The organism is Microbispora sp. NPDC046973, from assembly GCF_040644495.1.
Taxonomy (GTDB): domain Bacteria; phylum Actinomycetota; class Actinomycetes; order Streptosporangiales; family Streptosporangiaceae; genus Microbispora.
The window spans coordinates 179,756-203,480 of the sequence record NZ_JBEYWQ010000003.1 but is presented as its reverse complement, the minus strand read 5'-3'; the positions used below and the strand labels follow the sequence as shown (position 1 = coordinate 203,480).

The 23,725-nt window shown below is 71.6% G+C and carries 21 protein-coding genes and 1 pseudogene; 7 read left to right on the top strand and 15 right to left on the bottom strand.

The window, feature by feature from the left end; genetic code table 11:
• Nucleotides 1-162 precede the first annotated feature (162 nt).
• A complete protein-coding gene (locus tag ABZ860_RS08130; protein WP_357216735.1) occupies nucleotides 163-1,389 on the top strand; it encodes a sensor histidine kinase in 1,227 nt (408 codons plus the stop codon).
• A 16-nt stretch (nucleotides 1,390-1,405) separates the two neighbouring features.
• Here ABZ860_RS08130 and ABZ860_RS08125 read toward each other — a convergent pair whose 3' ends face one another.
• Both ABZ860_RS08125 and ABZ860_RS08120 read right to left on the bottom strand, forming a co-directional pair.
• On the bottom strand, nucleotides 1,406-2,224 hold the full coding sequence (locus ABZ860_RS08125; protein ID WP_357216733.1) for a VOC family protein: 819 nt from the start codon (nucleotides 2,222-2,224) through the stop codon (nucleotides 1,406-1,408).
• A 59-nt stretch (nucleotides 2,225-2,283) separates the two neighbouring features.
• Nucleotides 2,284-3,531 (bottom strand): MFS transporter, encoded by a 1,248-nt coding sequence (locus ABZ860_RS08120; RefSeq protein WP_357216732.1) that lies wholly within the window; start codon nucleotides 3,529-3,531, stop codon nucleotides 2,284-2,286.
• Nucleotides 3,532-3,589: 58 nt separating this feature from the next.
• On the opposite strand from ABZ860_RS08120, the gene ABZ860_RS08115 reads away from it, so the two are divergent.
• The 3 genes from ABZ860_RS08115 to ABZ860_RS08105 all read left to right on the top strand — a co-directional run bounded on the left by ABZ860_RS08115 (nucleotide 3,590) and on the right by ABZ860_RS08105 (nucleotide 5,841).
• Complete coding sequence (locus ABZ860_RS08115) at nucleotides 3,590-4,570, top strand: winged helix-turn-helix domain-containing protein (RefSeq protein ID WP_357216730.1); 981 nt, start codon at nucleotides 3,590-3,592, stop codon at nucleotides 4,568-4,570.
• Nucleotides 4,571-4,600: 30 nt separating this feature from the next.
• Nucleotides 4,601-5,146 carry an XRE family transcriptional regulator gene (locus ABZ860_RS08110; protein ID WP_357216728.1) on the top strand — a complete coding sequence of 182 codons (546 nt, stop codon included), beginning with the start codon at nucleotides 4,601-4,603 and terminating at the stop codon, nucleotides 5,144-5,146.
• Nucleotides 5,147-5,208: 62 nt separating this feature from the next.
• Nucleotides 5,209-5,841, top strand: coding sequence for a LysE family transporter (locus ABZ860_RS08105; RefSeq protein WP_357216725.1), 633 nt, complete (start codon nucleotides 5,209-5,211; stop codon nucleotides 5,839-5,841).
• A 93-nt stretch (nucleotides 5,842-5,934) separates the two neighbouring features.
• Here ABZ860_RS08105 and ABZ860_RS08100 read toward each other — a convergent pair whose 3' ends face one another.
• The 11 genes from ABZ860_RS08100 to ABZ860_RS08050 form a co-directional block, all read right to left on the bottom strand.
• Nucleotides 5,935-7,221, bottom strand: coding sequence for a thymidine phosphorylase (locus ABZ860_RS08100; protein WP_357216722.1), 1,287 nt, complete (start codon nucleotides 7,219-7,221; stop codon nucleotides 5,935-5,937).
• 9 nt (nucleotides 7,222-7,230) lie between these two features.
• Nucleotides 7,231-7,620 carry a cytidine deaminase gene (locus ABZ860_RS08095; RefSeq protein WP_357216720.1) on the bottom strand — a complete coding sequence of 130 codons (390 nt, stop codon included), beginning with the start codon at nucleotides 7,618-7,620 and terminating at the stop codon, nucleotides 7,231-7,233.
• Complete coding sequence (locus ABZ860_RS08090) at nucleotides 7,617-8,888, bottom strand: ABC transporter permease (protein WP_357216718.1); 1,272 nt, start codon at nucleotides 8,886-8,888, stop codon at nucleotides 7,617-7,619. Before ABZ860_RS08090 ends, ABZ860_RS08095 begins: the two co-directional genes overlap by 4 nt.
• A gap of 28 nt (nucleotides 8,889-8,916) precedes the next feature.
• Nucleotides 8,917-10,047: an ABC transporter permease gene (locus ABZ860_RS08085; protein WP_357216715.1), complete on the bottom strand. Its 1,131-nt coding sequence runs from the start codon at nucleotides 10,045-10,047 to the stop codon at nucleotides 8,917-8,919.
• On the bottom strand, nucleotides 10,044-11,582 hold the full coding sequence (locus ABZ860_RS08080) for an ABC transporter ATP-binding protein (protein WP_357217604.1): 1,539 nt from the start codon (nucleotides 11,580-11,582) through the stop codon (nucleotides 10,044-10,046). The genes ABZ860_RS08085 and ABZ860_RS08080 overlap by 4 nt, the downstream gene beginning before the upstream one ends.
• Nucleotides 11,583-11,683: 101 nt before the next feature.
• The gene (locus tag ABZ860_RS08075; RefSeq protein ID WP_357216712.1) at nucleotides 11,684-12,697 is read right to left on the bottom strand and encodes a BMP family ABC transporter substrate-binding protein; all 1,014 of its coding nucleotides are present in this window, start codon (nucleotides 12,695-12,697) and stop codon (nucleotides 11,684-11,686) included.
• 225 nt (nucleotides 12,698-12,922) lie between these two features.
• Entirely contained in the window at nucleotides 12,923-13,969 is a 1,047-nt protein-coding gene (locus ABZ860_RS08070) for a BMP family ABC transporter substrate-binding protein (protein WP_357216710.1), read from the bottom strand.
• A 91-nt stretch (nucleotides 13,970-14,060) separates the two neighbouring features.
• Complete coding sequence (locus ABZ860_RS08065) at nucleotides 14,061-15,524, bottom strand: serine/threonine-protein kinase (RefSeq protein WP_357216708.1); 1,464 nt, start codon at nucleotides 15,522-15,524, stop codon at nucleotides 14,061-14,063.
• Nucleotides 15,525-15,565: 41 nt separating this feature from the next.
• A complete protein-coding gene (locus ABZ860_RS08060) occupies nucleotides 15,566-16,753 on the bottom strand; it encodes an amidohydrolase (protein ID WP_357217602.1) in 1,188 nt (395 codons plus the stop codon).
• Nucleotides 16,754-17,049: 296 nt separating this feature from the next.
• Nucleotides 17,050-18,222 carry a glutamate--cysteine ligase gene (locus tag ABZ860_RS08055; RefSeq protein WP_357216706.1) on the bottom strand — a complete coding sequence of 391 codons (1,173 nt, stop codon included), beginning with the start codon at nucleotides 18,220-18,222 and terminating at the stop codon, nucleotides 17,050-17,052.
• A gap of 65 nt (nucleotides 18,223-18,287) precedes the next feature.
• A complete protein-coding gene (locus ABZ860_RS08050; RefSeq protein ID WP_357216704.1) occupies nucleotides 18,288-18,488 on the bottom strand; it encodes a hypothetical protein in 201 nt (66 codons plus the stop codon).
• Between the two features lie 146 nt (nucleotides 18,489-18,634).
• Here ABZ860_RS08050 and ABZ860_RS08045 point away from each other — a divergent pair.
• Both ABZ860_RS08045 and ABZ860_RS08040 read left to right on the top strand, forming a co-directional pair.
• Nucleotides 18,635-19,669: pseudogene (locus tag ABZ860_RS08045) on the top strand (RNA-guided endonuclease TnpB family protein); the annotation flags it as partial.
• 148 nt (nucleotides 19,670-19,817) lie between these two features.
• A complete protein-coding gene (locus tag ABZ860_RS08040; protein WP_357216701.1) occupies nucleotides 19,818-21,119 on the top strand; it encodes a D-alanyl-D-alanine carboxypeptidase in 1,302 nt (433 codons plus the stop codon).
• Here ABZ860_RS08040 and ABZ860_RS08035 read toward each other — a convergent pair.
• Complete coding sequence (locus ABZ860_RS08035) at nucleotides 21,116-21,976, bottom strand: SDR family oxidoreductase (protein ID WP_357216699.1); 861 nt, start codon at nucleotides 21,974-21,976, stop codon at nucleotides 21,116-21,118. The genes ABZ860_RS08040 and ABZ860_RS08035 overlap by 4 nt on opposite strands.
• A 122-nt stretch (nucleotides 21,977-22,098) precedes the next feature.
• Here ABZ860_RS08035 and ABZ860_RS08030 point away from each other — a divergent pair, with 122 nt between their 5' ends.
• Nucleotides 22,099-22,704, top strand: a complete 606-nt coding sequence (locus tag ABZ860_RS08030; protein ID WP_357216697.1) for a TetR/AcrR family transcriptional regulator — start codon at nucleotides 22,099-22,101, stop codon at nucleotides 22,702-22,704.
• A gap of 8 nt (nucleotides 22,705-22,712) precedes the next feature.
• Here the strand turns inward: ABZ860_RS08030 and ABZ860_RS08025 are convergent, their stop codons facing one another.
• The gene (locus ABZ860_RS08025) at nucleotides 22,713-23,675 is read right to left on the bottom strand and encodes a YihY/virulence factor BrkB family protein (protein ID WP_357216694.1); all 963 of its coding nucleotides are present in this window, start codon (nucleotides 23,673-23,675) and stop codon (nucleotides 22,713-22,715) included.
• Between the last annotated feature and the right edge of the window lie 50 nt (nucleotides 23,676-23,725).

The following is a 23,725-nucleotide window of genomic DNA, read 5'->3' as shown; positions in this document are numbered from 1 at the left end:
GGACGGGACAACTGCCATGTCCGAAGGGGACGTCCGGCTCATGCGAACCGGGACAGAGCTCGGTCATCGTTCTCGGTAGGCGGCGGACGGTCCGCCGGCCACCGAGGAGTACCCCGTCGTGAGCTCGTCCCCCACCCCGCACAGGCCATGTGGACCTCAGCCGTGATCGGCCTGACCGCGTCCGCCGCCGCGATCGCACCTGTGCTCGTCTCCGCCACGGCCGCGTCGCCCGTCACCGGTCTCGATCTGGCCGGTCTCAATTCGGCCGGTCTCAATTCGGCCGGTGCCGACCTGGCCGGCGCCGGCGCCGCCGGGCTCGTGGGCGTGCTGGCCGCCGGGCTGTCCGGCACTCTCCTCCCCCGCCTGTGGCGCGCGTTCCGACGCCGGACGCAGCGGATGCCGTACGGCGGCGCGGGCGCTCCCCGGCTCCTCGCCGAAGGGCTCGTCGAGCACCTGCGCCAGGCGGGGCCGGCCGAGGCGCTGGCGTCCGTGGTCGCCGCCCTCCATGAGGGCCTGGGCGTCACGGGCGTGGCCGTGGAGGTCACCGACGGGCTTCCCGGCCGTCTGGAGAGCGGCGACGTCGGCGCCGACCCCCGGCGGATCCCGCTCGTCTGGCACGGCGAGCTGGTGGGCAGCCTCCTCGTCGGCTCGCGGGGGCCGCGCCGGTTCGCTCTCGCACACGACCGGGTGCTGGCCGCGCTCGCGCCCTACGCCGCCGACGCGGCGCACGCGGTGCGGGTGTCCGCCGACCTGCGGCGCTCGCGCGAGCGCGTCCTCGCCGCACGGGAGGAGGAACGCCGGCGGATCCGCCGGGACCTGCACGACGGCCTCGGCCAGACGCTGAGCACCATGGCCATGACGATCAACATGGCCAGGGTGACGCTGAAGGACTCGGCGAAGGCCGCCGACAGCCTGCTCGCCGACCTGCGCACGGGGATGGACGCCGTCACGGGAGACATCCGCAGGCTCGTGTACGGCCTGCGTCCCCCGGCACTGGACGACCTCGGGCTGGAAGGGGCGCTCCGGGCACTCGCCGGGGAGGGGCCGCCCGCGACCCGGGTCACGGTGTCGGGCGATCTGGCCGGTCTGCCGCCCGCCGTGGAGACGGCCGTCTACCGCATCGTTCAGGAGGCGCTCACCAACATCCGCAGGCACGCCCGCGCGAGCGCGGCGGAGCTGGAGGTGACGCGAACCGGCGCCTTGCGGGTCCGGATCGGCGACGACGGCGCCGGACTGCCCTCGACGGCACGTGCCGGAGTCGGGACGACCTCCATGCGCGAGCGTGCGGCCGAACTCGGCGGCACCTGCGCGATCACCTCCCGGCCCGGCGGCGGAACCGTGGTCGAGGCCGTCCTCCCGCTCCCGGCCGACGCCCGGCGCCGCGCCTGACCAGGGAGAGGCGGCGTCAGACGATTACGAGCGGCACCCCGTCCGCGTCCACCAGCACGCCGTTCCCCGCCACCCGCGCGCCCGCCTCCGTCAGTCGCGAGGCCGCCTCCCGCGGGTCCCCGGCGGCGAGGGCGACGTGCCGGAAGCCCCGCCGGCACGGGTCGGGCGTCCACGGGCTCGCGGTCGTGGGGGCGGTGAACGTGAACACCTCCAGCACCGCGTCCCCGGCCAGCAGGTAGGTGATCAGGAAACCGCGCGGGTCCTGGTCCTGCGTGATCTGGCCGATGACCTCGTAGCCGAGCGTGTCCCGGTAGAAGGCCAGTGCGGAGTCGAGATCGGCGGACGTGACCGCCACGTGGTCGAAGACCGGCGGCGCCGTACGCGGCCTGCTCAGGGCGGCCAGCCGTTCCCGCTCGGCCAGTTCCGGAGAGGCGACCCGGTGATACCGCAGATGGTTGTCCGTGATCTCCAGATGGGTGCCGTCCGGGTCCAGGAAGAACGCGATGCGCACGCCGCCGACCGCGTCGAGCGGCGGCAGCGTGAAGGGCACCCCCGCGTCGCGGACGCGCTCGGCCCGCAGATCGACGTCGCCGACCTTGAAACCGATGTGCCGGATGCCGCGCTGGAGGTCGTCGTTCACCCAGCCGCCGAGGTCGCCGTCGTCCGTCTCGACCAGTTTGAGCAGCACCGATCCCGCCGGCAGCCACGCGACACCCGGACCTTCCGCCGGGCCCTCCACCGGAGCGAGGTCCAGCAGATCGCGGTAGAAGCTGAGCGAGCGGGCCAGGTCGGCGACGCCGATCTCGACATGCCGGATGCCCTCGTGATCTGACACGGTTCCCCAACCTACTCCCACCCCCCTCCGCATCGCCGCGCTCGCGCCCAAGGAGTCCGTCACTCCTGCCCGCACGGAGTGGAGCGTCCCTGGCGAGACCGGGCCGCCTCCAAGGCAGGCGCGGAGGAGCCGGCCTCCGCGGCGGCGGCGGCGTCGGCCCGCAGGCCGGGCGCCAGCGCGAGGGTGACCGCGACGGAGGCCACCGCCATCACGCCCATGGCGGCCGCGGCCGAGGTGATCTGGGCCACCGCCCCCGCGATCGCCGCGCCGACCCCCTGCATGGTGAGCACGCCGGACGACTGCAGCCCGAGCGCCTGCCCGCTCATCTCCTCCGGGGTGACGGCCATGAGGCGTTCCTGGAGCAGCAGGCTCGCCGAATAGCCGGCCGAGGCGAGCACGACGGCGGCGACCGCGACCGGCAGGGACGGGTGGAGGAGGAAGACCAGGTAGGGCACGGCGAGCAGCAGCCGCAGCGGGGCGCTCAGCCGCTCGCGCCACCGTTCGGGGACAAACCGCCCCATCAGCGTGTCACCGGTGAGCATCCCGGCGGCGGCGCAGGCGAACAGCAGCCCGGCGTGCCGGGAGTCGTAGGCGACGTACAGCGACTCGCAGCCGACGATCAGGCCGTTCGGCACCCACAGGGCCAGGTAGAGACGGCGGCGCACCCCCGACGACCAGAGCGTGCGGTTGATCCGCCACGTCTGCGCGGGCGACGGCCGTCCCTGCGCGCGGGGCGGGCGGGCGGTGAGCCCCCACCGGGCGACGGCCGCGGCGGCGAGATACAGCCCCGCCCCGGCGAGCAGGGTGCCGCGCGGGGACAGCGCGGTCATGAGCACGCCCCCGGTCACGAAGCCGACGATCTGCTGCACGCCGACCGACATGCTGAGCACCGAGCGGCCGAGCAGGTAGCCGTCCCTGGGCAGGATCTCGTTGAGCAGGCCGAACCGGACTCCGCCGCCGAGGGAGGCGGCGAGCCCCATGCCGAGGACGACGGCGAACACCGCCCACAGCGGCAGCCCGGGCACGGCGAGCACGGCCGTGCCGGCGCAGTGGACCAGCGCCAGCGCCGTCATCGCGGCGCGCGGGGGCAGCCGGTCGGCGGCCGACAGCAGCACCGTCGCCCCGAGCACCTGCGCGAAGGACGAGCCGAACATGCTCAGGGCCGACAGCAGCGGCGACCCCGTCGCCCCGTAGACGAGCGTGCCGAGCGCCAGACCGCTCACCGTCGAGGCCGCCACCTGCGCGGACGCCACGGTGAACAGGGGCGTGAACTCGGGGGTGCGGAACAGTTCCCGATAGGTACGCATGCCGGGAGCCTCGATCACCGCCGCGCTCGGCCGTTATTGTTTCGCAGGGAGGCGAAACATGGGCTGGTGGTTGATCAATGCCGACACCCTCGCGGAGAGCCGGTTCGTGATCTCCCCGCTGGCCGAGGCCACCGCCTGCCTGTTCACCCTGGAGAGGGCGTCGGCGGCGCATCCGGGCGAGCGGGAATGGCTCCGCACCCACCTGCCCGCCTATCGGTCCCGCCTGGCCGGCGACCCGATCACGGCGCTGCTGCTGAAGGCCGCGCGGGGACGCAACTGGACCGCCGACTTCCTCACGCTCGCTCCGACCTGCGAGGGCGAGCCCGCCTTCGAGGAGGAACTGGCCCGCGTCCGCGCGACCCCGCCCGAGACCGCCCACGCCGACATCGAGGTGGCGTTGCGCGGTCCGTTGCCGGAGCCGCTGCGCCGCCCCGACCTGGCCGAGCGGGCGGCCGACCTGCTGGAGTGGGTGTGGACGCGCACCGTGCTGCCCGACTGGCCGCGCCGTCGGCGGATCATGGAGGCCGACATCGTCGCCCGCGTGGGCCATGTAAGCCAGGGCGGCTGGGCCGCCGCGCTGAACGACATGCGCAAGGGGATGCGCTGGCTCGGCGGCAACCGGCTGCAGATCAACACCTACGACTACCCGCCGAGGCAGATCGGCGGGGCGAGACTGATGTTCGTCCCGGTCACTCCCCACCAGGCGTGGACCGCCTGGACGGCGGGGGGGCACTACGCCCTGGTCTACCCCTGCTCGGGAACGCTGGCCGAGCCGGACCGGGCGCCGGTGCCGGAGGCGCTCGGCGGGCTGCTCGGTTCGGCGCGGGCGCGGGTGCTCGTGCTGCTCGCCGCGCCGAAGAGCACGACGCATCTCGTGGCGCTGACCGGCCAGGGGCTGGGGTCGGTGGGCCGCCATCTCAAGGTGCTCCTCGACGCCGGTCTCGTACGGCGCCGCCGGGCCGGGCGGTCGGTCCTGTACTACCGAACGCCCCTCGGCGACGCCCTCGCGGCGGGCGACGCGGATAATCGTTCGTTATAGTGAACGTATGGTTCTGTTGAAGATGCCGTCATGAGCGGAGCGGCGGCGGCGATCGGCGCGCAGATCCGGCTGCGCCGGGCGCAGCGCGGGATGAGCGCGGCCGAGCTCGCCCGCCGGGCCGGGCTCGGCAAGGCGACGCTGTCCAGCCTCGAGGCGGGCACCGGCAATCCGACGATCGAGACGCTGGAGGCCGTCGCCCTGGCCCTGCACATCCCGCTGACCGACCTGCTGACCAGGGACACCGACGCCGGTCCCGTCCACCTGCCCTCGACGCCCGCCGCCGCCGACGGCCCGACCCGCGAACTGCTGCGCCGGATCGGCAGCGGGCACAGTCTGGAGCTGTGGCGGCTGCGCATGCCCCCGCACACCGACCTCGCCGGCATCCCGCACGCGCCCGGCACCGTCGAGCACCTGCTCGTCGCCGCGGGCGAGGTCACGGCCGGGCCGGACGACGACCCGCGCCCGCTCGGGCCGGGCGACCTGCTGGCGTTCGCCGGCGACCGCCCGCACCGCTACCGCACCGGCGACGTCCCGGCGGACGTCACGGTCGTCATCGCCTCACCCGTGGCCGGCTGAGCCCTGCCTCCCCTGCCGAAACCCGTCCACGGCCGGCCGAGCCCGGCCAGGAAGGACCCGCCATGTCGTGGTTGCCGTTGCTCCCCCTGCTCGGCGTCTGGATCCTGGTGGTGATGAGCCCGGGCCCCGACTTCCTCATCGTGCTCAGATACTCGGCCGGCGGATCGCGGCGCAGCGGCGTACGCGCGGCCGCGGGCGTCGTCACCGGCATCGGCGTGTGGGCGGTCGCCGGCCTGTTCGGCGTCACCGTGCTCATCCAGCGCTTCGAGTGGCTCTACATCGCCGCCCGCGTCGCCGGCGCCCTGTTCCTCGTCGCGTTCGGCGTGGCGACCATCCGCGCGGCCCGCAGGCAGTCGTCCCAGGCCGGCGACGACGCGGCGCCGGCCGTCGCCGGGCATCGCCCGGGCAGGCTGCGCGAGTGGCGCGCCGGGCTGCTGACCAACCTCGCCAACCCCAAGGCCCTCGTCTTCTTCGGCGCCCTGTTCGCCAGCCTGCTCCCGCACCGTACGGACCTCGTCATGCGGGCGGCCACGCTCGGCGCGATGCTGGCCGTCGCGTTCGCCTGGTTCTCCGCCGTCGCCTTCCTGGCCGGCAGCCCGTGGATCACCAGGGGCTACCGGCGGCTGAGGAAGAGACTCGACATGCTCACCGGCGGCCTGTTCGTCGGCATGGGCGCGCTGCTGCTCACCCGCTGACCTCTCGGCGGTCAACCCGGCAGCGCGGAGGTCCGCGTCGACGGCGGCCGAGGCGCCAGTCGTGAGGCCCGTCTCCCTCCCGGGCGGGCCGGGTCAGGTGGTGAGGCGGTCGATCACGAGCGGGAGCAGGCCGGCGCCGTCCCGGTCGCCGATCTCGTACGCACCCTCGAGCGCCTGGAGGGCCCGGTCGAACCGGCCGGCCTCGTCGGCGTACAGGGTCATCAGCGGGGCTCCGGCGCGGACCGTCTCGCCGGGCTTGGCGTGCAGGACGATGCCGGCGCCCGCCGAGACCGGGTCCTCCTTGCGGGCCCGTCCTGCCCCGAGCCGCCAGGCCGCCACGCCGACCTTGAGCGCGTCGAGCGCGCGCAGCGTGCCCGAGGCGGGGGCGGTGACCACGGCCGACTCGGCGGCCGTCGGCAGCGGAGCGTCCGGGTCGCCGCCCTGGGCGACGATCATGCGCCGCCAGGCGTCCATCGCCGAGCCGTCCTTCAGCGCCTCCTCGGGATCCCTGGCGCCCGGGACCGCGGCGGCCTCCAGCATCTCCCTGGCCAGCCGTACGGTGAGTTCGACCACGTCGGCGGGGCCGCCGCCGGCGAGCACCTCGACGGCCTCCTCGACCTCGAGCGCGTTGCCCACCTTCAGGCCCAGCGGCCGGTCCATCGCGGTCAGCAGGGCGACCGTGCGCACCCCGGCGTCGGTGCCGAGCTCGACCATCGTCCGCGCCAGCTCCCGGGCGTCGTCCACGTTCTTCATGAACGCGCCCGAGCCGGCCTTCACGTCGAGCACGAGCGACCCTGTGCCCTCGGCGATCTTCTTGGACATGATCGAGGAGGCGATGAGCGGGATCGACTCGACGGTGCCGGTGACGTCGCGCAGCGCGTAGAGCTTCTTGTCGGCCGGCGCGAGGCCCGCGCCCGCCGCGCACACGACCGCCCCGGCCGAGCGGATCACCGCCAGCATCTCGTCGTTCGACAGCGACGCCCGCCAGCCGGGGATCGACTCCAGCTTGTCCAGCGTGCCGCCGGTGTGCCCGAGACCCCGCCCGGACAGCTGCGGCACGTACGCGCCGCAGGCGGCGACCAGCGGGGCCAGCGGCAGAGTGATCTTGTCGCCGACCCCGCCGGTGGAGTGCTTGTCGGCCGTGGGCCGGTCGAGGGACGACCAGTCCATCCGCTCCCCCGACCTGATCATGGCCTGGGTCCAGTCCGCGATCTCCCTGCGGTTCATGCCGTTGAGCAGGATCGCCATCAGCAGCGCCGACATCTGCTCGTCGGCCACCTCGCCCCGCGTGTACGCGTCGATCACCCAGTCGATCTGGGCGGTGGACAACTCGCCCCGGTCGCGCTTGACGGTGATGACCTCGATCGCGTCGAACCCCACGCTTCCCCCTTACCTCGACAGATCGTCGGGCCCGAAGGCGAACGGCAGGAAGTCGGCCATCCGCATCGGCCCGTCGGGCGTCTCCACCAGCAGGTCCCGCCCGCCGTGCTCGAACAGCAGCTGCCGGCAGCGGCCGCACGGCATCAGCAGCTCGCCGTGGCCGTCCACACAGGTGAAGGCCACCAGCCGGCCGCCGCCGCTCGCGTGCAGCGCCGAGACCAGGCCGCACTCGGCGCACAACCCCACGCCGTACGACGCGTTCTCCACGTTGCAGCCGGTCACGACCCGGCCGTCGTCGACGAGCGCCGCCGCCCCCACGGGAAACTTCGAATACGGCGCGTACGCATGGGTCATGGCCTCGCGGGCCGCGACCCGCAGCGCCTCCCAGTCGATGCTCATTTCGCCTGCCCCCTTCGATACGGGACGCCGTCGGCCGCCGGCATGCGCAGGCGTTGTGAGGCCAGCGACAGCACCAGCAGCGTGGTCAGGTGGGGGGTGAACGAAGTGAACTGCTCCGGCACGGTGTCCGTCACGGCGAACACCACGAACACCGCGATCGCCACGACCCCGGTGATCAGGGCCGCGACCCCGCGCCGCTGCCGCACGAGCTGGTAGACCGCCACGGCGACGAGCAGCAGAGCGACGACCAGCAGCAGCGCGTGCACCGAGATGCCGCCCTGCCTGAGCTGGAGCGCGTCGGTGTAGCCGAACAGCGCCGCGCCGCCGGCGAGCCCGCCGGGACGCCAGTTGCCGAAGATCATGGCGGCGAGGCCGATGTAGCCGCGCCCGCCCGTCTGCCCGTCGCGGTAGATCCCCGCGGCCACGAGCGACAGGAACGCGCCGCCGAGACCGGCGAGCACGCCGGAGACGATCACAGCGGCCCACTTGTACAGGTAGACGTTGACGCCCAGCGACTCCGCCGCGACCGGACGCTCGCCGCACGCCCGCAGGCGCAGGCCGAACGGCGTGCGCCACAGGATGTAGAACGACAGCGGGACCAGCAGGATCGCCAGGATCGTGAACCAGGACACGCCCTGGGTGATGCCCCGCAGCACGCCCGCGAAGTCCGACAGCACGAACCAGTGCTTGGCCTCGACGGTCCGCAGCGGGTCGTCGAGGAAGCCCAGGCTGACCGTGCCCATCTTGGGCAGCGGCGGCGAGTTCTTCGTCCCGCCGCCCGGCATGCCGTCGAAGACGAGCTGGGACAGGTACTGGGTGAAGCCGACGCCGACGATGTTGATCGCCACGCCGGAGATGATGTGGTCGACGCCGAAGGTCACGGTCGCGACGGCGTGGATCGCCGCGCCCAGCGCCCCGCCGGCGGCGCCGGCGACCACGCCCGCCCAGGGGCTGTGGAACTGGAGGGCGCCCCAGGCCCCGAACCAGGTGCCGAGCACCATCATGCCCTCGAGGCCGATGTTGACCACGCCGGCCCGTTCCGACCACAGGCCGCCGAGACCGGCGAGCCCGATCGGCACGGCGAGGCCGAGCGCGGCGCTGACCGTGCCCGCCGAGGTGATGTCGTTCGCCCCGGTCACCAGCCGCGCAATCGACAGCAGCACCACGAGCCCGGCCAGGCCGAGCAGGAGCACCGGCGCCGACAGCCGGAAACGCCGCGCGGGGGGCGTCTCGACCGGGCGGTCGACCGGGAGGTCCGTCGCCGTCATGCCGTCTCCTCGATTCCGTCCGGCCCTGTCATGCGGCCGCCTCCGCCTTCGGCGCCTCCTGCGGCGCGGCGAGCTCGCGGCTGACCCTGCGCTGCTCCGCGACGATCCGGTAGCGGTGGACCAGCTCGTACGCGATGATCACGGAGAGCACGACGACGCCCTGCATGATCTGGACGATCTCCTTGGAGATGTCGAGCAGCTGGAGCTGGTTGGACGAGTTGTCCAGGAAGCTCCACAGCAGCGCGCCGACCGCCATGCCGACCGGGTTGTTGCGGCCGAGCAGGGCGATCGCGATGCCCGTGAAGCCGAGGCCGGCCGGGAAGTTGTTGCTGTACTTGTAGGAGGCGCCGAGCAGCTCCGGCATGCCGATCAGACCGGCGACCGCCCCCGACATGACCATCGTGACGACGATCATCTTCTTCACGCTGACGCCGCTGGCCACCGCCGCCGACTCGGACTTGCCGGTCGCCCGCAGCTCGAAGCCGAACCGGGTGCGGTTGAGCACGACCCAGTACGCGACGCCGAGCAGGACGGCGATCACGATGAACCCGTTGACGAGCACCGGCGTGCCGGCGATGAGCGGGATGCCCGGCATGTGCGCGTCGTCGGGGATCGGCCTGGTGCCGAGGTCGTTGCCGGTCAGCACGCCGAAGTGCTCGCTGACCAGCCACGACCCGAGGCCGGTGGCGATCGCGTTCAGCATGATGGTCGAGATGACCTCGCTCACGCCCCGGTACACCCGGAGCAGACCGGCGATCGCGGCCCACAGAGCGCCGACGACCACCGCGACGACGATCACGAGGACGATGTTGAGCACGCCGGGCACCACGGCCGCGCCGCCGAGCCCGGCGGCGACCACGGCAGCGAGCCGGTACTGGCCGTCCACGCCGATGTTGAAGAGGTTCATCCGGAAACCGACGGCCACCGCGAGCGCGGAGATGTAGTACATGACCCCCGTGTTGAGGATCATGGCCATCGACCGCGGCTGGGTGCCGTAGTCCGCGAGGGTGGTGAACGCCTCCACGGGCGCCTTGCCCGCGACGAGCAGGACCACCGAGGTGATCAGCACCGCGAAGACGACCGCGATCACCGGCGCGGCGACGGCGAGCCAGCCGCCCAGCCGCACCCGGCCGAGCACCCGGTCGAGGAACCCGTTCATACCGTCTCCTCCCCGGCGCCGGTCATCGCCGAGCCCAGTTGCTCGGGGGTCACGTTCGCGGGATCGACGTCGGCGACGATCCTGCCGCGCAGGATCACCTTGAGCGTGTCGGACAGCCCGATCAGCTCGTCGAGGTCCGCGGAGATCAGCAGCACGGCCAGCCCGGCGGCGCGCGCCGTGCGCAGGTGGTCCCAGATGGCCGCCTGCGCGCCGATGTCCACACCGCGGGTGGGGTGGCTGGCGATGAGCAGCACGGGGTCGCCGCTCATCTCCCGCCCGACGATCAGCTTCTGCTGGTTGCCGCCGGACAGCGTGGCCGCGTCCACGTCGATGCCGGGGGTGCGCACGTCGTACTCCTCGACGATGCGCCGCGTGTCGGCCCGCGCGCCGGCGCGGTCGATCCACGGGCCCTTGACGTTGGGCCGGCGGGTCTGGTGGCCGAGGATGCGGTTCTCCCAGAGCGGCGACTCCAGGAGCAGGCCGTGGCGGTGGCGGTCTTCGGGGATGTAGCCGATGCCCCCCGCGCGCCGCCTGAGCGTCGACCACTGGGAGATGTCGGCGCCGTCGAGCGTGAGCGCGGCCGCTTCGGAGGGACGCATGCCCATGATCGCTTCGACGAGTTCCGCCTGGCCGTTGCCCTCGACGCCCGCGATGCCGAGCACCTCGCCCTTGTGGATGTCGAAGCTCACGTTCTCGACCACCGGCCGCCCGTCGCCGGTGCGCACGGTCAGGTCGCGTACGGACAGGGCGACGACGTCGGTGACGGTCGACTCGCGGGTCTCGGGGCTGGGCAGCTCGCTGCCGACCATGAGCTCGGCGAGCTTGCGGGAGGTGACGTCCCTGGGGTTCACGGTCGCCACGGTGGTCCCGCGCCGGATGACGGTGATCTCGTCGGCCACCCGCAGGACCTCGTCCAGCTTGTGGGAGATGAACAGGATCGTCAGCCCCTCGCGGACCAGGCCGCGCAGGTTGTCGAACAGCTCGTCCACCTCGTGGGGCACGAGCACGGCGGTCGGCTCGTCGAGGATCAGGATGCGGGCGCCCCGATAGAGCACCTTGAGAATCTCCACCCGCTGGCGGTCGCCGACCCCCAGGTCCTCGACCGGCACGTCCGGGCGCACGCCCAGGCCGTACGCGTCGGAGATCTCCTTGATCTTCTTTCGCGCGGCGGCGAAGTCGAGGGCGAGGCCGCCGCGGCGCGGCTCGCTGCCCAGAACCACGTTCTCCAGCACGGTCAGGTTGTCGGCCAGCATGAAGTGCTGGTGGACCATGCCGATGCCCGCGGAGATGGCGTCGGCGGGGGTGTGGAAGCCGACGGGCGACCCGTTGACGCGGATCACGCCCTCGTCGGGGCGCTGCATCCCGTACAGGATCTTCATCAGTGTGGACTTCCCCGCGCCGTTCTCGCCGACGATGGCGTGGATGTGCCCTTTGGCGACGCGGAGGTGGATGTCGCTGTTGGCGACGACTCCCGGGAACCTCTTGGTGATCCCGGTGAGTTCTACTGCGGGTTCCGTAACGGTCGCGGCGGTAATGTCGGCCTCCTCCTCGCGGAGTGCCAGGTGACGGTCAAGTGATAGTGAGAGTAGAGCAAAGGGCCCGGGGCGGGTGCCTCCGGGCCCCTTGATTACGCAGGTCAGGACGTCGGGACCGTGATCTCGCCGTTGATGATCTTCTGCTTGTACTCGTCGATCTTCGACTTGATGTCGTCGATCTTGCCGCCGGTCGTGGAGTAGTCCACGCCGCCCGCCTTGAGGTCGTAGACCGACGGGCCCGACTTGACCGCGCCGGTGGTGTAGTTCTTCAGGAAGTCGAAGACCGCCACGTCGACCTTCTTGATCATCGAGGTGATGATCACGTCCTTGAAGTCGGCGTACGCCGGGAGCGCCGCCTGGTCGGAGTCGACGCCGATCGCCATCGCGTTCGCCGCCTTGGCCGCCTCGAAGACGCCCGCGCCCGAACCGCCGGCCGCCTGGTAGACCACGTCCGCGCCGGCGTCGTACATGCCCTGCGCGGCCGTCTTGCCCTTGGCCGGGTCACCGAAGCCGCCGAAGTCCGGGGGCTGGGTGAGGTACTTGCTCTGGATCTTGATGTCCGGCTTGACGGCCTTCGCACCGGCCTCGAAGCCCGCCTCGAACTTGTGGATCAGCGGCACGTCGACGCCGCCCACGAAGCCGACGTTGCCCTTCTCGGACTTGAGCGCCGCCGCGGCCCCGACGAGGAACGACCCCTGCTCCTCGGCGAACATCAGGTTCGTGATGTTGTCGCCCTTGGCGGCGTCGTCGTCCACGATCGCGAACTTGACCTCGGGGAACTCCTTGGCGACCTTCGCCACGGAGCCGGAGTAGGCGAAGCCCACCGCGATGACCGGGTTGTAGCCCCCGGAGGCGAGCAGGCGCAGCCGCTCCTCCTTCTGGGCGTCGGTCTCGCCCGCGGTCGCCTCCAGTTCCTTCTTCTGGACCTTGAGCTCCGACTCGGCCTTGTCCAGACCGGCCGCGGCCGCGTCGTTGAAGGAGCCGTCGCCACGGCCGCCGATGTCGTATGCCAGGCCGACCTTGATCTGGGAGGCGGCGGGCGCGGAGGACGCGCCGGCCGAGGCTCCGGTGGTAGTGGTGGTGTCGTCGCTACCCCCACACGCGGCGGCGGCCATGAGCAAGGCGCCACCCGCAGTGGCGGCGGCCAGTCTGCTAACTCGATTGCGGAGCAAGGTCGTGACTCCCCTTCCGTTCCCCGCCCGTCTGACTCTCGTCGCACGCACGCAGGAACGCACGGCAACCCTGCACGGAAGATAGTTGTTTGACCTGCATAGACCAAACCCGCACACGAGTCCGCAACATGTCCGTTATTGAGCCCAGTCCGCACCGTGACCAGGGTGTCAGCCTGGGGAAACCTTGACCCTGCCGTGGATGATCTCCTGCTTGAGCTCCTCCAGGCGCGGCTGGATGTCGGTGATGTGGCCGCCGGTGAGGGTGTAGTCGACGCCGCCGAGCTTCAGGTCGTACACGACCCGGCCGCTGGTGACGGTGTGGTCGACGACCCCGGCGAGGTAGTCGTAGACGGCGACGTCGATCCTTTTGATCATCGAGGTCAGGATCACGTGGCGCACGGCCGGATCGGCGCTCTTGGCCTGGTCGTAGTCGACGCCGATGGCCCACGCCCCGGCCATGTCCGCCGCTTGGAACACCCCGGCCCCCGAGGCCCCGGCCACCTGGTAGACCACGTCGGCGCCGGCCCGGTACATGCGCCGCGCGGCCTTGCGCGCCTTGTCCGGCCGATCGAAGCCGCTCAGGTCGCGCGGGCTCGTGAGGTAGGCGATCCTGATCCGCGCCCGCGGGTTCACGTGCTTCACGCCCTGGACGTAGCCGACCTCGAACTTCCTGACCAGTGGCGACCGGTTGCCCCCGACCAAGCCGACGTCGCCGGTGCGGGACTTCATCGCCGCCACCGCGCCCATGAGGAACGAGCCCTGCTCCTCGGCGAACAGCAGGTTCGTGATGTTGGGGCCGGACACCGTCGGTTCGTCGACGATCGCGAACCGTGTCCTGGGGAACTTCGGAGCGATCCGCGCCAGCGCCGGCGCGTACGAATAGCCGACGGCGATGATCGGGTTGTACCCGGCCTCGGCGAGCGCCCGCACCCGCTCCAGCTTGCGGACGGCGGGCTCGCCCGGCGCGGCCGCGACCTCCCGCACCCGCAAGCCGGTCAGGTTACGCTTGGCCTCGTCGACTCCGGCGGCCGCGGCGTCGTTGTAGGACTTGTCGCCCCGCCCGCCGATGTCGTACACGAGCCCCACCCGCAACCGGCCCGTGTGCGGCGTCGCCGTCTCCACCGCGCCGCCGCATCCCGCGACGGCGGTCATGGCGACGGAGACGGCGACGGCGCCCGCCATCACCGTCCGGAACGCCCGCAATCGGACCTCCAACCCGGAATGGTGGTCCCACCGTCCGCGATACCCGCTGTACGCACGGGAGAACGCGCCACACAAAGGCCCTGACAGATTTATCCCATTTGAGTTAATCCGTACGGGTAAGAGATCCCGCGTATCGGGCGTCCTGTTCCCCTTCGCGCGTCACCTCGAAGTCGGCCGCGCTCTCGCCCCGCCACGTGATCGAGACGGTTCCGGAATAGCAGGCGTCGCCCTTCACCTGGTCGAGGGTCAGCACGAACGCCTCGCCCGACCGGCTCACGGGGGTGAGACGGCCGGAGCAGTGCAGATCGGCGCCCCACCTCATCCGCGCCGGGGCGGCCAGCCGGATCTCGACCGGGAAGACCCGGCCGGCCGAGGGATGGCGGGCGACGCCCGTCCACGTCCCCTCGGGGCGCCCGGAGTCGCGGGCCGTCAGCACCCACGCGACGCCCGCCCCGACGCCGACCGCGATGAGGACGGCGAGTGAGGCGACCAGCGCGACCATGCGTCCTCGCCCGCTGCGGCGCCCACCGGTCCCGCCGTACTCCGTTGCCGGCTCGCGGGTTCGCTGGGGCGTGGCGGGCTCGGCGTCGGCCGGGTCGGCGTCGGTCCGGTCGGCGTCGGTCCGGTCGGCGTCGGTCCGCGCCTGGGGCAGCGTGTCCTCCGGCTCGCGCCCTGGGCGCGCTGAGGATCCGGACGCGACGGGACCCGGTGCGGCCGCGCCCCGCACCGCCTGACCCGGCTGTTCCGGCTGTTCCGGCTGTTCTGGGGATCGGCCGAGCAGGGCGCTCAGCACCTGTCCGGCGTCCGGCCGGTCGGCCGGCTCCGCGGCCAGGCACGCCACGACGAGGTCTTTCAGCAGGCCGGTGAGCGGCTCGAGGTCCGGCGTGCCGTACAGGATGCGGGCCATGACGGCCGCGTACGTGTCACCGGTGTAGGCGTGCCGTCCGCTCGCCGCGTAGACCAGCGTGAGCGCCCAGCAGAACACGTCCGCCGCCGGTCCGGCCGGGCGTCCCTGCAGCTGCTCCGGCGCGATGTAGGCCGGGGTGCCGACCGGATTCCCTGTCGTCGCGGTGGCGTCGGCGAGCCGGGAGATGCCGAAGTCGACGACCCGCAGCCCGTCCGAGCCGAGAAGCACGTTGCCCGGCTTGAAGTCGCGGTGGACGACCCCCGCCCGGTGGATCGCGGCCAGCGCGGTGGCCGTCCCCACCGCGACCCGGTCGAGGTCGCCGCCCGTCCGCGGCCCCGCCGCCGTCACGTGCTCGCGCAGCGACGGGCCGTCGACGTACTCGCTGACGATGAAAGGCCGGTCGCCGTCGAGGTCGGCGTCGAGGACCTGGGCGGTGCAGAAGGGCGCGACCCGGCGCACCGCCTCGATCTCACGGGCGAAGGCGCGCCGGGCGGAGGCGTCGTCGACCCGGGAGTGCAGGAGCTTCACGGCCACCGGCCCGCCCGACGCGGCGGCGCCGAGGAAGACGATCCCCTGGCCCCCCACGCCCAGGCGGCCCTCGAGACGGTAGTCCCCGAGGCGCGGGGGATCCTCGGGACGCAGGGGGGAGACGTCGGGCACGGCGGCGTACGGCTCAGGGGCGGTTCAGCGGCATGGTCTGCTCAACGGGCGCCGCCGCCCCACAGCGCGGTCAGCGCGGTGGCGGCGAGAACCTTGACGCCGATCCCGATCGCCCGCTCGTCCACGTCGAACAGCGGCCGGTGGATGTCGACCTCGTCGACGACCCCCGGCGGCCGAGTGCCCAGCCGGGCGAGCGCCCCGGGCACCGACTCGAGGTACCAGGAGAAGTCCTCGCCGCCGAGGCTCTGGGGCGTGGGCACGGCCGCCCCCTCGCCGATGATCTGGGTGACCGCGTCGTGCAGCATCTGGATGCTGGTGGCCTCGTTCACCGTGGGCGGCGTGCCGCGCCGGTAGTCGATCTCGGCGTCCACGCCGTACGCGCCCGCGACCGAGTCGAGCAGAGCCTTGACCATGTCGGGAGCCTGGTGCCAGGCATCCTCGTCGAGCGACCTGACCGTGCCCTGGGCCACCCCGACGTCCGGGATCGCGTTGGCCACCGAGCCCGCGGAGATCTGGCCCCACACGAGGCTGAGGCTGGAGCGGGGGTCCACGCGGCGCGACAGCGCGGCCGGCAGTTCGGTGACGATCTTGCTGAGCGCGTAGACGAGGTCGACGGTCAGGTGCGGCCGGGCGGTGTGCCCGCCGGGACCCGCGACCTTGATCCGCAGGCTGTCGCAGGACCCGGTGATCGGGCCGGTCCGCAGCCCGACGTGACCGACGTCGAGGCGCGGATCGCAGTGCACCGCGAAGATGCGGTCCACCTGGTTGAGGCCGCCGTCGCGCATGACCTCAAGCGCGCCGCCCGCGACCTCCTCGGCGGGCTGGAAGATCAGCCGTACCCGGCCGGGGAGTGCTCCCGCGTCGGCCTGCGACGCCAGGAACAGCCCCGCGCCGAGGACGATCGACGTGTGCACGTCGTGGCCGCAGGCGTGGCACGCGTTGGGGTTCGTGGAGCGGTAGGGGACGTCCTTCTCGTCCTCCATCGGCAGCGCGTCGATGTCGGCGCGCAGGGCGACCGTGGGGCCCTCGTCGCGGCCGAGGTCCACCCACAGGCCGGTGCCGCGCGACAGCGGGTGCGGGGTCAGCCCGGCGTCCGTCAGCCGCTCAGCGATCTTCTCGGTCGTGCGATGCTCGCTGAAGGCGATCTCCGGGTGTGCGTGTACGTCGCGCCGGAACTCGATCAGCTCATCGTTGTGCTCGCGAAGGAATTCCGCCAGTTGTCCGGCCAGGTCGTTGCTTCCTGGCACGGCCGCGTCCGGCGTTGCGAGCTTCGATGAGGTGGCCACGGGTCTTCCCTTCTCCGGCGAGCCGTCCCGCCACGTATCGCCGGATCGTCCATATGATCATGAAAAGTCACGAAAAAGCCCAAAAGGGTCGAGCGGGCGCGACTCGCCTCCACCGACCCTCCATTCACAATCCTTCCATGCCGCGACCCTCCGATACGGCGGATTGCCCAGTATTTACACCGGCCTCCGCACGTTGTCAGAACTGAGGCACTGTTGCCGGACATATCAGGCCTACCCCGTCAGGCGCCCGATTGTCCGATCTCACGGTTGGGGTTCGAGGTGACGAACCTGTCCTCGGCGAGCTCGATGACCGTGGCGTCGACCACGTCCTGGAGGGTCCCTCCGTCGGCGAGGATCGCCCGCTGGCGCTCGGATGAGCTCCCCTGCTCCAGCACCTCGGTCACGACCGCCAGCTCGTCGGCACAGCCGAGCCGCTCGGCGACGGGTTCGAGTTCACGCTGAAGTTCATACAATACGTCGCGCATCGGCGCCGTGGAGCCGTGGTCGTCGGTGATGACGTCCGCGTCGAGGCCGTAGCGCGTGGCGCGCCACTTGTTGTCGCGCACCACCCACGCCGCCGGATGCGGCAGCGTATACCCCCGGTCGATCTGCTGGTCGAACTGCTGCACGAGGCACTGGGACAGCGCGGCCACCATGCCCACCTCGCGCGGCGTCGGGATGCCGTCGAACATCCGGACCTCGATCGTGCCGAAGTCGGGATGCGGCCGGATGTCCCACCACACCTCCTTGATGCTGCGGATCGTGCCCGCCCGCATCAGCGTGTCCATGTACTCCTCGAACTCGGCCCAGTCGGCCAGCAGGTGCGGCGGCCCGGCCGTGGGCAGCGAGCCGAAGACGATGGCCCGGCTGGACGCCAGCCCGGTGTCCTGGCCGCCCCAATAGGGGCTGGAGGAGGTGAGCGCGAGGAAGTGCGGCAGGTACGCCGCGAGGGCGTTGACGATCGGAATGACCTTGTCCCGCTCCTTGACGCCCACGTGGACGTGCACGCCGAACGTCTGGATCCGCCAGGCGAGCCACTGCAGGTCCTCGACCAGCTCCACGTAGCGCTGACTCGGCGCGTAGACCGCGTCGCGCCAGTCGCTGATCGCGTGGGTCCCCGTGCAGGCGAGCCCGATGCCGCGCGGCTCGACGGCCTCGGCCAGCCGGCCGATGCTCTTCTTCAGGTCCTGCACCGCCTCGGCCACGGTGTGGCAGACGTCGGTGACGATCTCGACCTGCGACTGCATGAGCTCGTGCATGGCCTTGGGCCGCTGCCCCTCACTGAGGTCGGGAACCGCGGCGAGCACCTCCTTGGCGTCCTGGCGGAGATGACGCGTATGCCGGTCGACGAGCTGAAGCTCCCACTCCACACCGAGCGTCGCGCCACGCGAGGGATTGAAGTCGATCGCCAAAGCTTGCCTCCATCACGTTCGGTCCCTGTGAACTCTCAGGTCACAGCGGACAAGGTCGTTCAGGCTCAGGCCCTACCCTTCATCCATCCCCGCACGCCGACCGCCCCGAGCGCCAGTGCCAGGAGGATGTTCACCGCGATGAGTACGCCGTGGACGACGTAGAAGGACGTCGCGTGCCCGTCGGCGAGGTTGAAGCCGAGATTGATCCATTCGAAGATCATGAAAGCGGCGAGTGCCACGAGAAAGATCGATACACGTCTGGTCATCAAAATCCTCCAAGTAAACCCCCGCCTTCGGACGAGGGAGGAATCGGGCTCCTGCGGAGCAGGGCAGGGATAGGCATCTCGCCGTCAGGTGAACCAACGTACGAACACACGTACGATCCATCGTTGATCGTGCGATGATTTGAGGCATGGCGCGGATCGTGAAGCGGGCCTACAAGTACCGCTTCTACCCCACCTCGGAGCAAGCCTCCGAGCTTGCCCGGACATTCGGGTGTGTGCGCCTGGTCTACAACAAGGCCCTGGAAGAACGGACCCGCGCCTACATCCTGGAAGGCCGTCGCGTCTGTTACGTGGAGTCCTCGGCCGCGCTCACCCAGTGGAAGAAGACGCCCGAACTGGCGTTCCTGGGCGAGGTGTCCAGCGTGCCGTTGCAGCAGGCACTGCGGCATCTGCAGGCCGCGTTCGCGAACTTCTTCTCCACCGTGACCGTGAGCGAGGACGCGGCCGGGCGGTGGTTCGTGTCCCTCCTCGTGGAGGAGACGATCGCCCCATTGGCCCCAACCGAGGCCCAGGTCGGCGTGGACACGGGGATCACGAGCCTCCTCACGTTGTCCCGCCCGGTCAATGAGCTGACCGATGAGAACGGCAAGGTCGCCAACCCCCGGCATGAGCGGGCGCGCCGCAAGCGCCTGGCAAAGGCGCAGCGGGCGCTGGCCCGCAAAGCCGAGGGCAGCGCGAACCGGGCCAAGGCCCGTCTCAAGGTCGCCCGCGTGTACGCCCGGATCGCCGACCGCCGCCGGGACTTCCTGCACAAGCTTTCGACTCGGCTCGTCCGTGAGAACCAAACGGTCGTGATCGAGGACCTCACCGTGCGGAACATGCTCAAGAACGGCTCGCTGGCCCGCGCCATCTCCGACGCCTCGTGGCGGGAACTGCGGTCGATGCTGGAGTACAAAGCGCGCTGGTACGGGCGGGAGTTGCTGGTCGTGGACCGGTGGTTCCCCTCCTCCAAGCTGTGCTCCGCCTGCGGAGCACTGGCCGAGTCGATGCCGCTGAACGTGCGGACCTGGGAATGCGCCTGCGGCCCCGTCCACGACCGGGACGTCAACGCCGCCAAGAACATCCTCGCCGCCGGGCTGGCGGAGAGGTAAAACGCCTGTGGAGCTGGTGTAAGACCTCAACGAGAGTCCTCTCCGACGGGGCGACCGGCAGTGAAGCAGGAAGCCCGACCGGCGACGGTTGGAACCCCCTCCGCCAGGAAGGGGCGGAAGTCAAGCTCACAGTATCGGCGGCTACCACCTGCGTGGCCCTGTGGCATATGGGGCATATGTCGCTTCATGCGAAGGCAGTCGAGGCTAGGCTGAGCGACCTATGGGGACGAACCTGCGGGCTCTCGCCGCGACCGTGACGACGGCGGGAGTGCTGACGACGGCGCTGCTCGGCGGCGCCCCTCCCGCCGCCGGCGCGCGGGCCGTGCCGGACCAGGCGCCGCGGGAGACGGGCACGTCCGTGACCGGGACCGGCACAGGGAACGGCACGGCCGTGACCGGAGCCCGCAGCGGGACCGGGACGGTGGGCGGAGACCGGCTCGCCGGCCGCGGGATCATCCGGCCCTCCGGAATCGACCCCCCGCCCAAGACCGAGGCCAGCGCGTACGTCGTGGCCGACGCCGACACCGGCGCGGTGCTCGCGGCGAAGGACCCACACGGGCACTACCTGCCCGCGAGCACGCTCAAGACGCTGACGGCCGTGACGCTGATCCCCAAGCTCGACAAGAAGCGCAAGGTCAAGCCGAGCGACGAGGCGTGCAACGTGGAGGGCAGCGCCGTCGGCATCGTCCCCGAGCCGATCTACACGATCGACGACCTCATGCGCGCGCTCCTCATGGTGTCGGCCAACGACGCCGCGGTCGCGCTCGCCGAGGCGAACGGCGGCCTGAAGAAGACGCTCGCCGACATGAACCAGGAGGCGCACAAGCTCCAGGCGTACGACACGGTCGCCAAGACGCCGAACGGCCTGGACGCCCCGGGCCAGCGCAGCTCGGCCTACGACCTCGCCCTGATCGCGCGGGCCGGGCTGGCGATCCCGGACTTCCGCGAGTACATCAGCACGAAGGTCGCCAAGTTCCCCGCGCCCAAGGACTACCTGAAGAAGAAAAAGAAGAAGCGCCACGACGACTCCGAGGCCAGTGAGTCTCCCGCGCCCGCCTTCTACGAGATGGCCAACCACAACCGGCTCCTGGGACGCTACAAGGGCATGCTCGGCGTCAAGAACGGCTGGACGTCCAAGGCCCTGGGCAGCTTCGTGGGCGCGGCCCGGCGCGACGGTCACACCATCCTCGTCGTGATCATGCATCACCCCGGCGGTTTCTGGGACGAGGTCGCCAAGCTGCTCGACTGGGGCTTCGCCGCGAGGGGCAAGGCGGCCCCCGTGGGCCAGCTGGTCCCGCCCGCGCCCGACCCCAAGCCCTCCTCCCCCCTGGCCGTACGGCCCTCCGCATCGCCCGGCGCGGCCGACGCGGGCGCGGCCAAGGCGCGGGGAGAGGACCCCGCCTCCAAGGGTGCGGGCGCGACCGTCCCCCTGCTGATCGGCGGCGGCGCCCTCGTGGTCCTCGCCCTGGGCACGTACGGCCTGCGCCGGCGCCGGAGGACGCCCGGCGACACCGCCGGCTAGCGGGCAGGCGGGGCGGGGACGGCGTGCTCGGCGGCGCGGCTGACCTCCTCCCAGCGGGCCCAGGTCTCCATCCGCCGGCGTGAGACGTCGAAGGCCAGGTCGTAGGCCGTGCCACCCAGCAGCAGCCGCAGCGGCGGCTCGTCGCTGCCGACGAGCTTCAGCAGGGCCTCGGCGGCCAGCCGGGGATCGCTGTCCACCGACCCCTCGGCCCACTGCTTGTCCAGTTCGGCCCGCAGAGGGGCGTAGTCGGGGATCGGCGCGGTCGCGGTCATGCTCGTGTACAAGTCGGTCCAGTAGCCCCCGGGCTCGACGATGGTGAGCTTCACCCCGAACCGGGCGGCCTCCATCGCCAAGGCCTCGCTCATGCCCTCCAGGGCGAACTTGCTCGCGCTGTACAACCCGGTGGTGGGGAAGCCGCCGAGCGCTCCGATGCTGGAGATCTGCACGATGTGCCCAGCCCCCTGGGCACGCAGGCAGGGCAGGACGGCCTGGCTGACCCACAGCGCGCCGAAGAAGTTGGTCTCCATCTGGGCCCGGGCCTCGGCCTCGGTGAACTCCTCGATCATCCCCATGGACATGATCCCGGCGTTGTTCACCACGACGTCGAGCCGGCCGAAACGCTCGGTCGCCTCGGCGACCGCGCCGAAGACCGCCGCGCGGTCGGTGACGTCCAGAGGGAGCACGAGCAGCCTGTCCTCGAGGTCGGCGGCCAGGCCCTTCAGGAGCGCGACGGTCCTGGACGCGGCGACCACCCGGTCGCCGTTGTCCAGCGCGGCCTGAGTGAACGCCCGGCCGAGACCCCGCCCCGCACCGGTGATGAACCAGACCCGGCCCGTATCGGCGGTTGTCGTACGCATGACTGCTCCATTCGCTGACAAACACTGGACGAGACGTATCGTCTCGCTTGCCTAAGCGTGGCGTCGCATCGGATTCCTGTCAAGACGGATCGTCTCGTCTCGCTTCTGATAGGTTCGGCGGCATGACGGCACAGCACGGCACGGCTCCCGGCACGAGACGCCGTAGCGAGGCCTCACGGCGGGCCATTCTCACCGCGGCGTTCGAGCTCGTCGGCGAGGTCGGCTACGCGAAGCTGAGCATCGAGGGGATCGCCGCCCGGGCAGGGGTCGGCAAGCAGACCATCTACCGCTGGTGGCCCTCCAAAGGAGCGGTGCTCTTCGACGCGTTCCTCATGCTTTCCGAGGGAACAGGCGACTCGCCCGCGCTGCCCGACACCGGCGATCTGGAAGCCGACCTCAAGGCGGTCCTGCGCGCCACGGTCGCCGAGTTGAACAGCCCGCGATACGACGAGCCGATGCGCGCGCTCAGCACGGAGATCCTGCACGACCCCGCGCTCGCCGCCGCGTACGCGGAACGGCTCGACGGGCCGATGAAGGAGCTGAAGAAGCAGCGGTTGCGCAGCGCGCAGCGGGCCGGTCAGCTGTCCGGCGACCTGGACCTGGACGTCGCGATCGAGATGCTGTGGGGACCGCTGCTCAACCGGTGGCTCCAGCGCAGCGGCCCGCTCACACCCGAGTACGCCGACGCGGTCGTGGAGACCGCGCTCAACGGGTTGCGCCCGCGGTAGCGGCGCGGTCAGGCGGGGCCCGTCGTGGGCGTGGTCGCGGGCGAAGGAAGCGGGGTGGGCTCGGGCGGCGGGCCGAGCGTGGCCGTCGCCGTCCACGCGGCGGCATAGAGGATCACCCGGGCCGACAGGTTGATCCACAGCAGCAGCCCCACGACCACCGCGAACGTGCCGTACACCGGGTTGCGCAGGGTGAAAGACAGGATCAGCGCCGCGAGCTGCTTCAGCACCCCGAAGCCGGCCGCGCCCAGCAGCGCGCCCTTGAGCACGACGAGGAACGGCTGCGACGGCTTGGCCAGCCAGCCGAGGATGACCAGGAAGAGCAGCAGGTCGGCGACGAGGCTCGCGGCGATCCCGGCGAGCCAGACCCCGAAGCCGGCCAGCGGCGAGGAGCCCAGGCCGAGCCATCCGGCGACCGTGGTCGTGGCCCCGGTGGCGAATCCGCTCGCGATCACCGAGACCAGCATGGCGAGGCCCATCAGCACGAGCGCGACGAGGTCGCGCAGCTTGCCGACGAAGTAGTTGAGCGGCGGCTCGCAGGTCATCCAGATGGTGCGCAGGGCTCCGCGGAGGGCGTCCATCGCGCCCAGCCCGGCGTACACCAGGCCGAGCAGGCCGATCAGCCCTGCCCGGGCCCGGGCCCCGGCGAGCTGGTCGATGTGGAGCTGCCCGGCGAGCCCGGGAAGCTGGCTGTTGATCGCCTCGGTGAGCGTGGCGAGTGCGTCCGGGCGGATCGTCACGACGTACCCGAACAGGGCGAACGCCAGTGCGATCAGCGGGAAGAACGACAGGAACGCGAAATAGGTGAAAGCGCCCGCCAGCCGGTCCCCCGACTGCACCTGGTAGCGCTGGACGGTCCGGATGAGGTGGTCGAGCCAGGGAAAGCGGATGCGCTCGCGCTCGATCCACATCCGGCCCCGCGCCCTGACTTCGTCGACGCGCCGTGTGACCTGGTCGAGCATCGCCATCCCCATCGGCATGGTGTACCCGGACAGGGCGTCTCGATGCGCGCGGCGACCGCGGC

Bases quoted from the DNA above. Each gene is read 5' to 3' on its own strand.
- ABZ860_RS08120 (WP_357216732.1), bottom strand. From the start codon at position 3,531: ATGCGTACCTATCGGGAACTGTTCCGCACCCCCGAGTTCACGCCCCTG.
- ABZ860_RS08115 (WP_357216730.1), top strand. From the start codon at position 3,590: ATGGGCTGGTGGTTGATCAATGCCGACACCCTCGCGGAGAGCCGGTTC.
- ABZ860_RS08110 (WP_357216728.1), top strand. From the start codon at position 4,601: ATGAGCGGAGCGGCGGCGGCGATCGGCGCGCAGATCCGGCTGCGCCGG.
- ABZ860_RS08105 (WP_357216725.1), top strand. From the start codon at position 5,209: ATGTCGTGGTTGCCGTTGCTCCCCCTGCTCGGCGTCTGGATCCTGGTG.
- ABZ860_RS08095 (WP_357216720.1), bottom strand. From the start codon at position 7,620: ATGAGCATCGACTGGGAGGCGCTGCGGGTCGCGGCCCGCGAGGCCATG.
- ABZ860_RS08090 (WP_357216718.1), bottom strand. From the start codon at position 8,888: ATGACGGCGACGGACCTCCCGGTCGACCGCCCGGTCGAGACGCCCCCC.
- ABZ860_RS08085 (WP_357216715.1), bottom strand. From the start codon at position 10,047: ATGAACGGGTTCCTCGACCGGGTGCTCGGCCGGGTGCGGCTGGGCGGC.
- ABZ860_RS08075 (WP_357216712.1), bottom strand. From the start codon at position 12,697: ATGGCCGCCGCCGCGTGTGGGGGTAGCGACGACACCACCACTACCACC.
- ABZ860_RS08050 (WP_357216704.1), bottom strand. From the start codon at position 18,488: ATGACCAGACGTGTATCGATCTTTCTCGTGGCACTCGCCGCTTTCATG.
- ABZ860_RS08040 (WP_357216701.1), top strand. From the start codon at position 19,818: ATGGGGACGAACCTGCGGGCTCTCGCCGCGACCGTGACGACGGCGGGA.
- ABZ860_RS08035 (WP_357216699.1), bottom strand. From the start codon at position 21,976: ATGCGTACGACAACCGCCGATACGGGCCGGGTCTGGTTCATCACCGGT.
- ABZ860_RS08030 (WP_357216697.1), top strand. From the start codon at position 22,099: ATGACGGCACAGCACGGCACGGCTCCCGGCACGAGACGCCGTAGCGAG.
- ABZ860_RS08025 (WP_357216694.1), bottom strand. From the start codon at position 23,675: ATGGGGATGGCGATGCTCGACCAGGTCACACGGCGCGTCGACGAAGTC.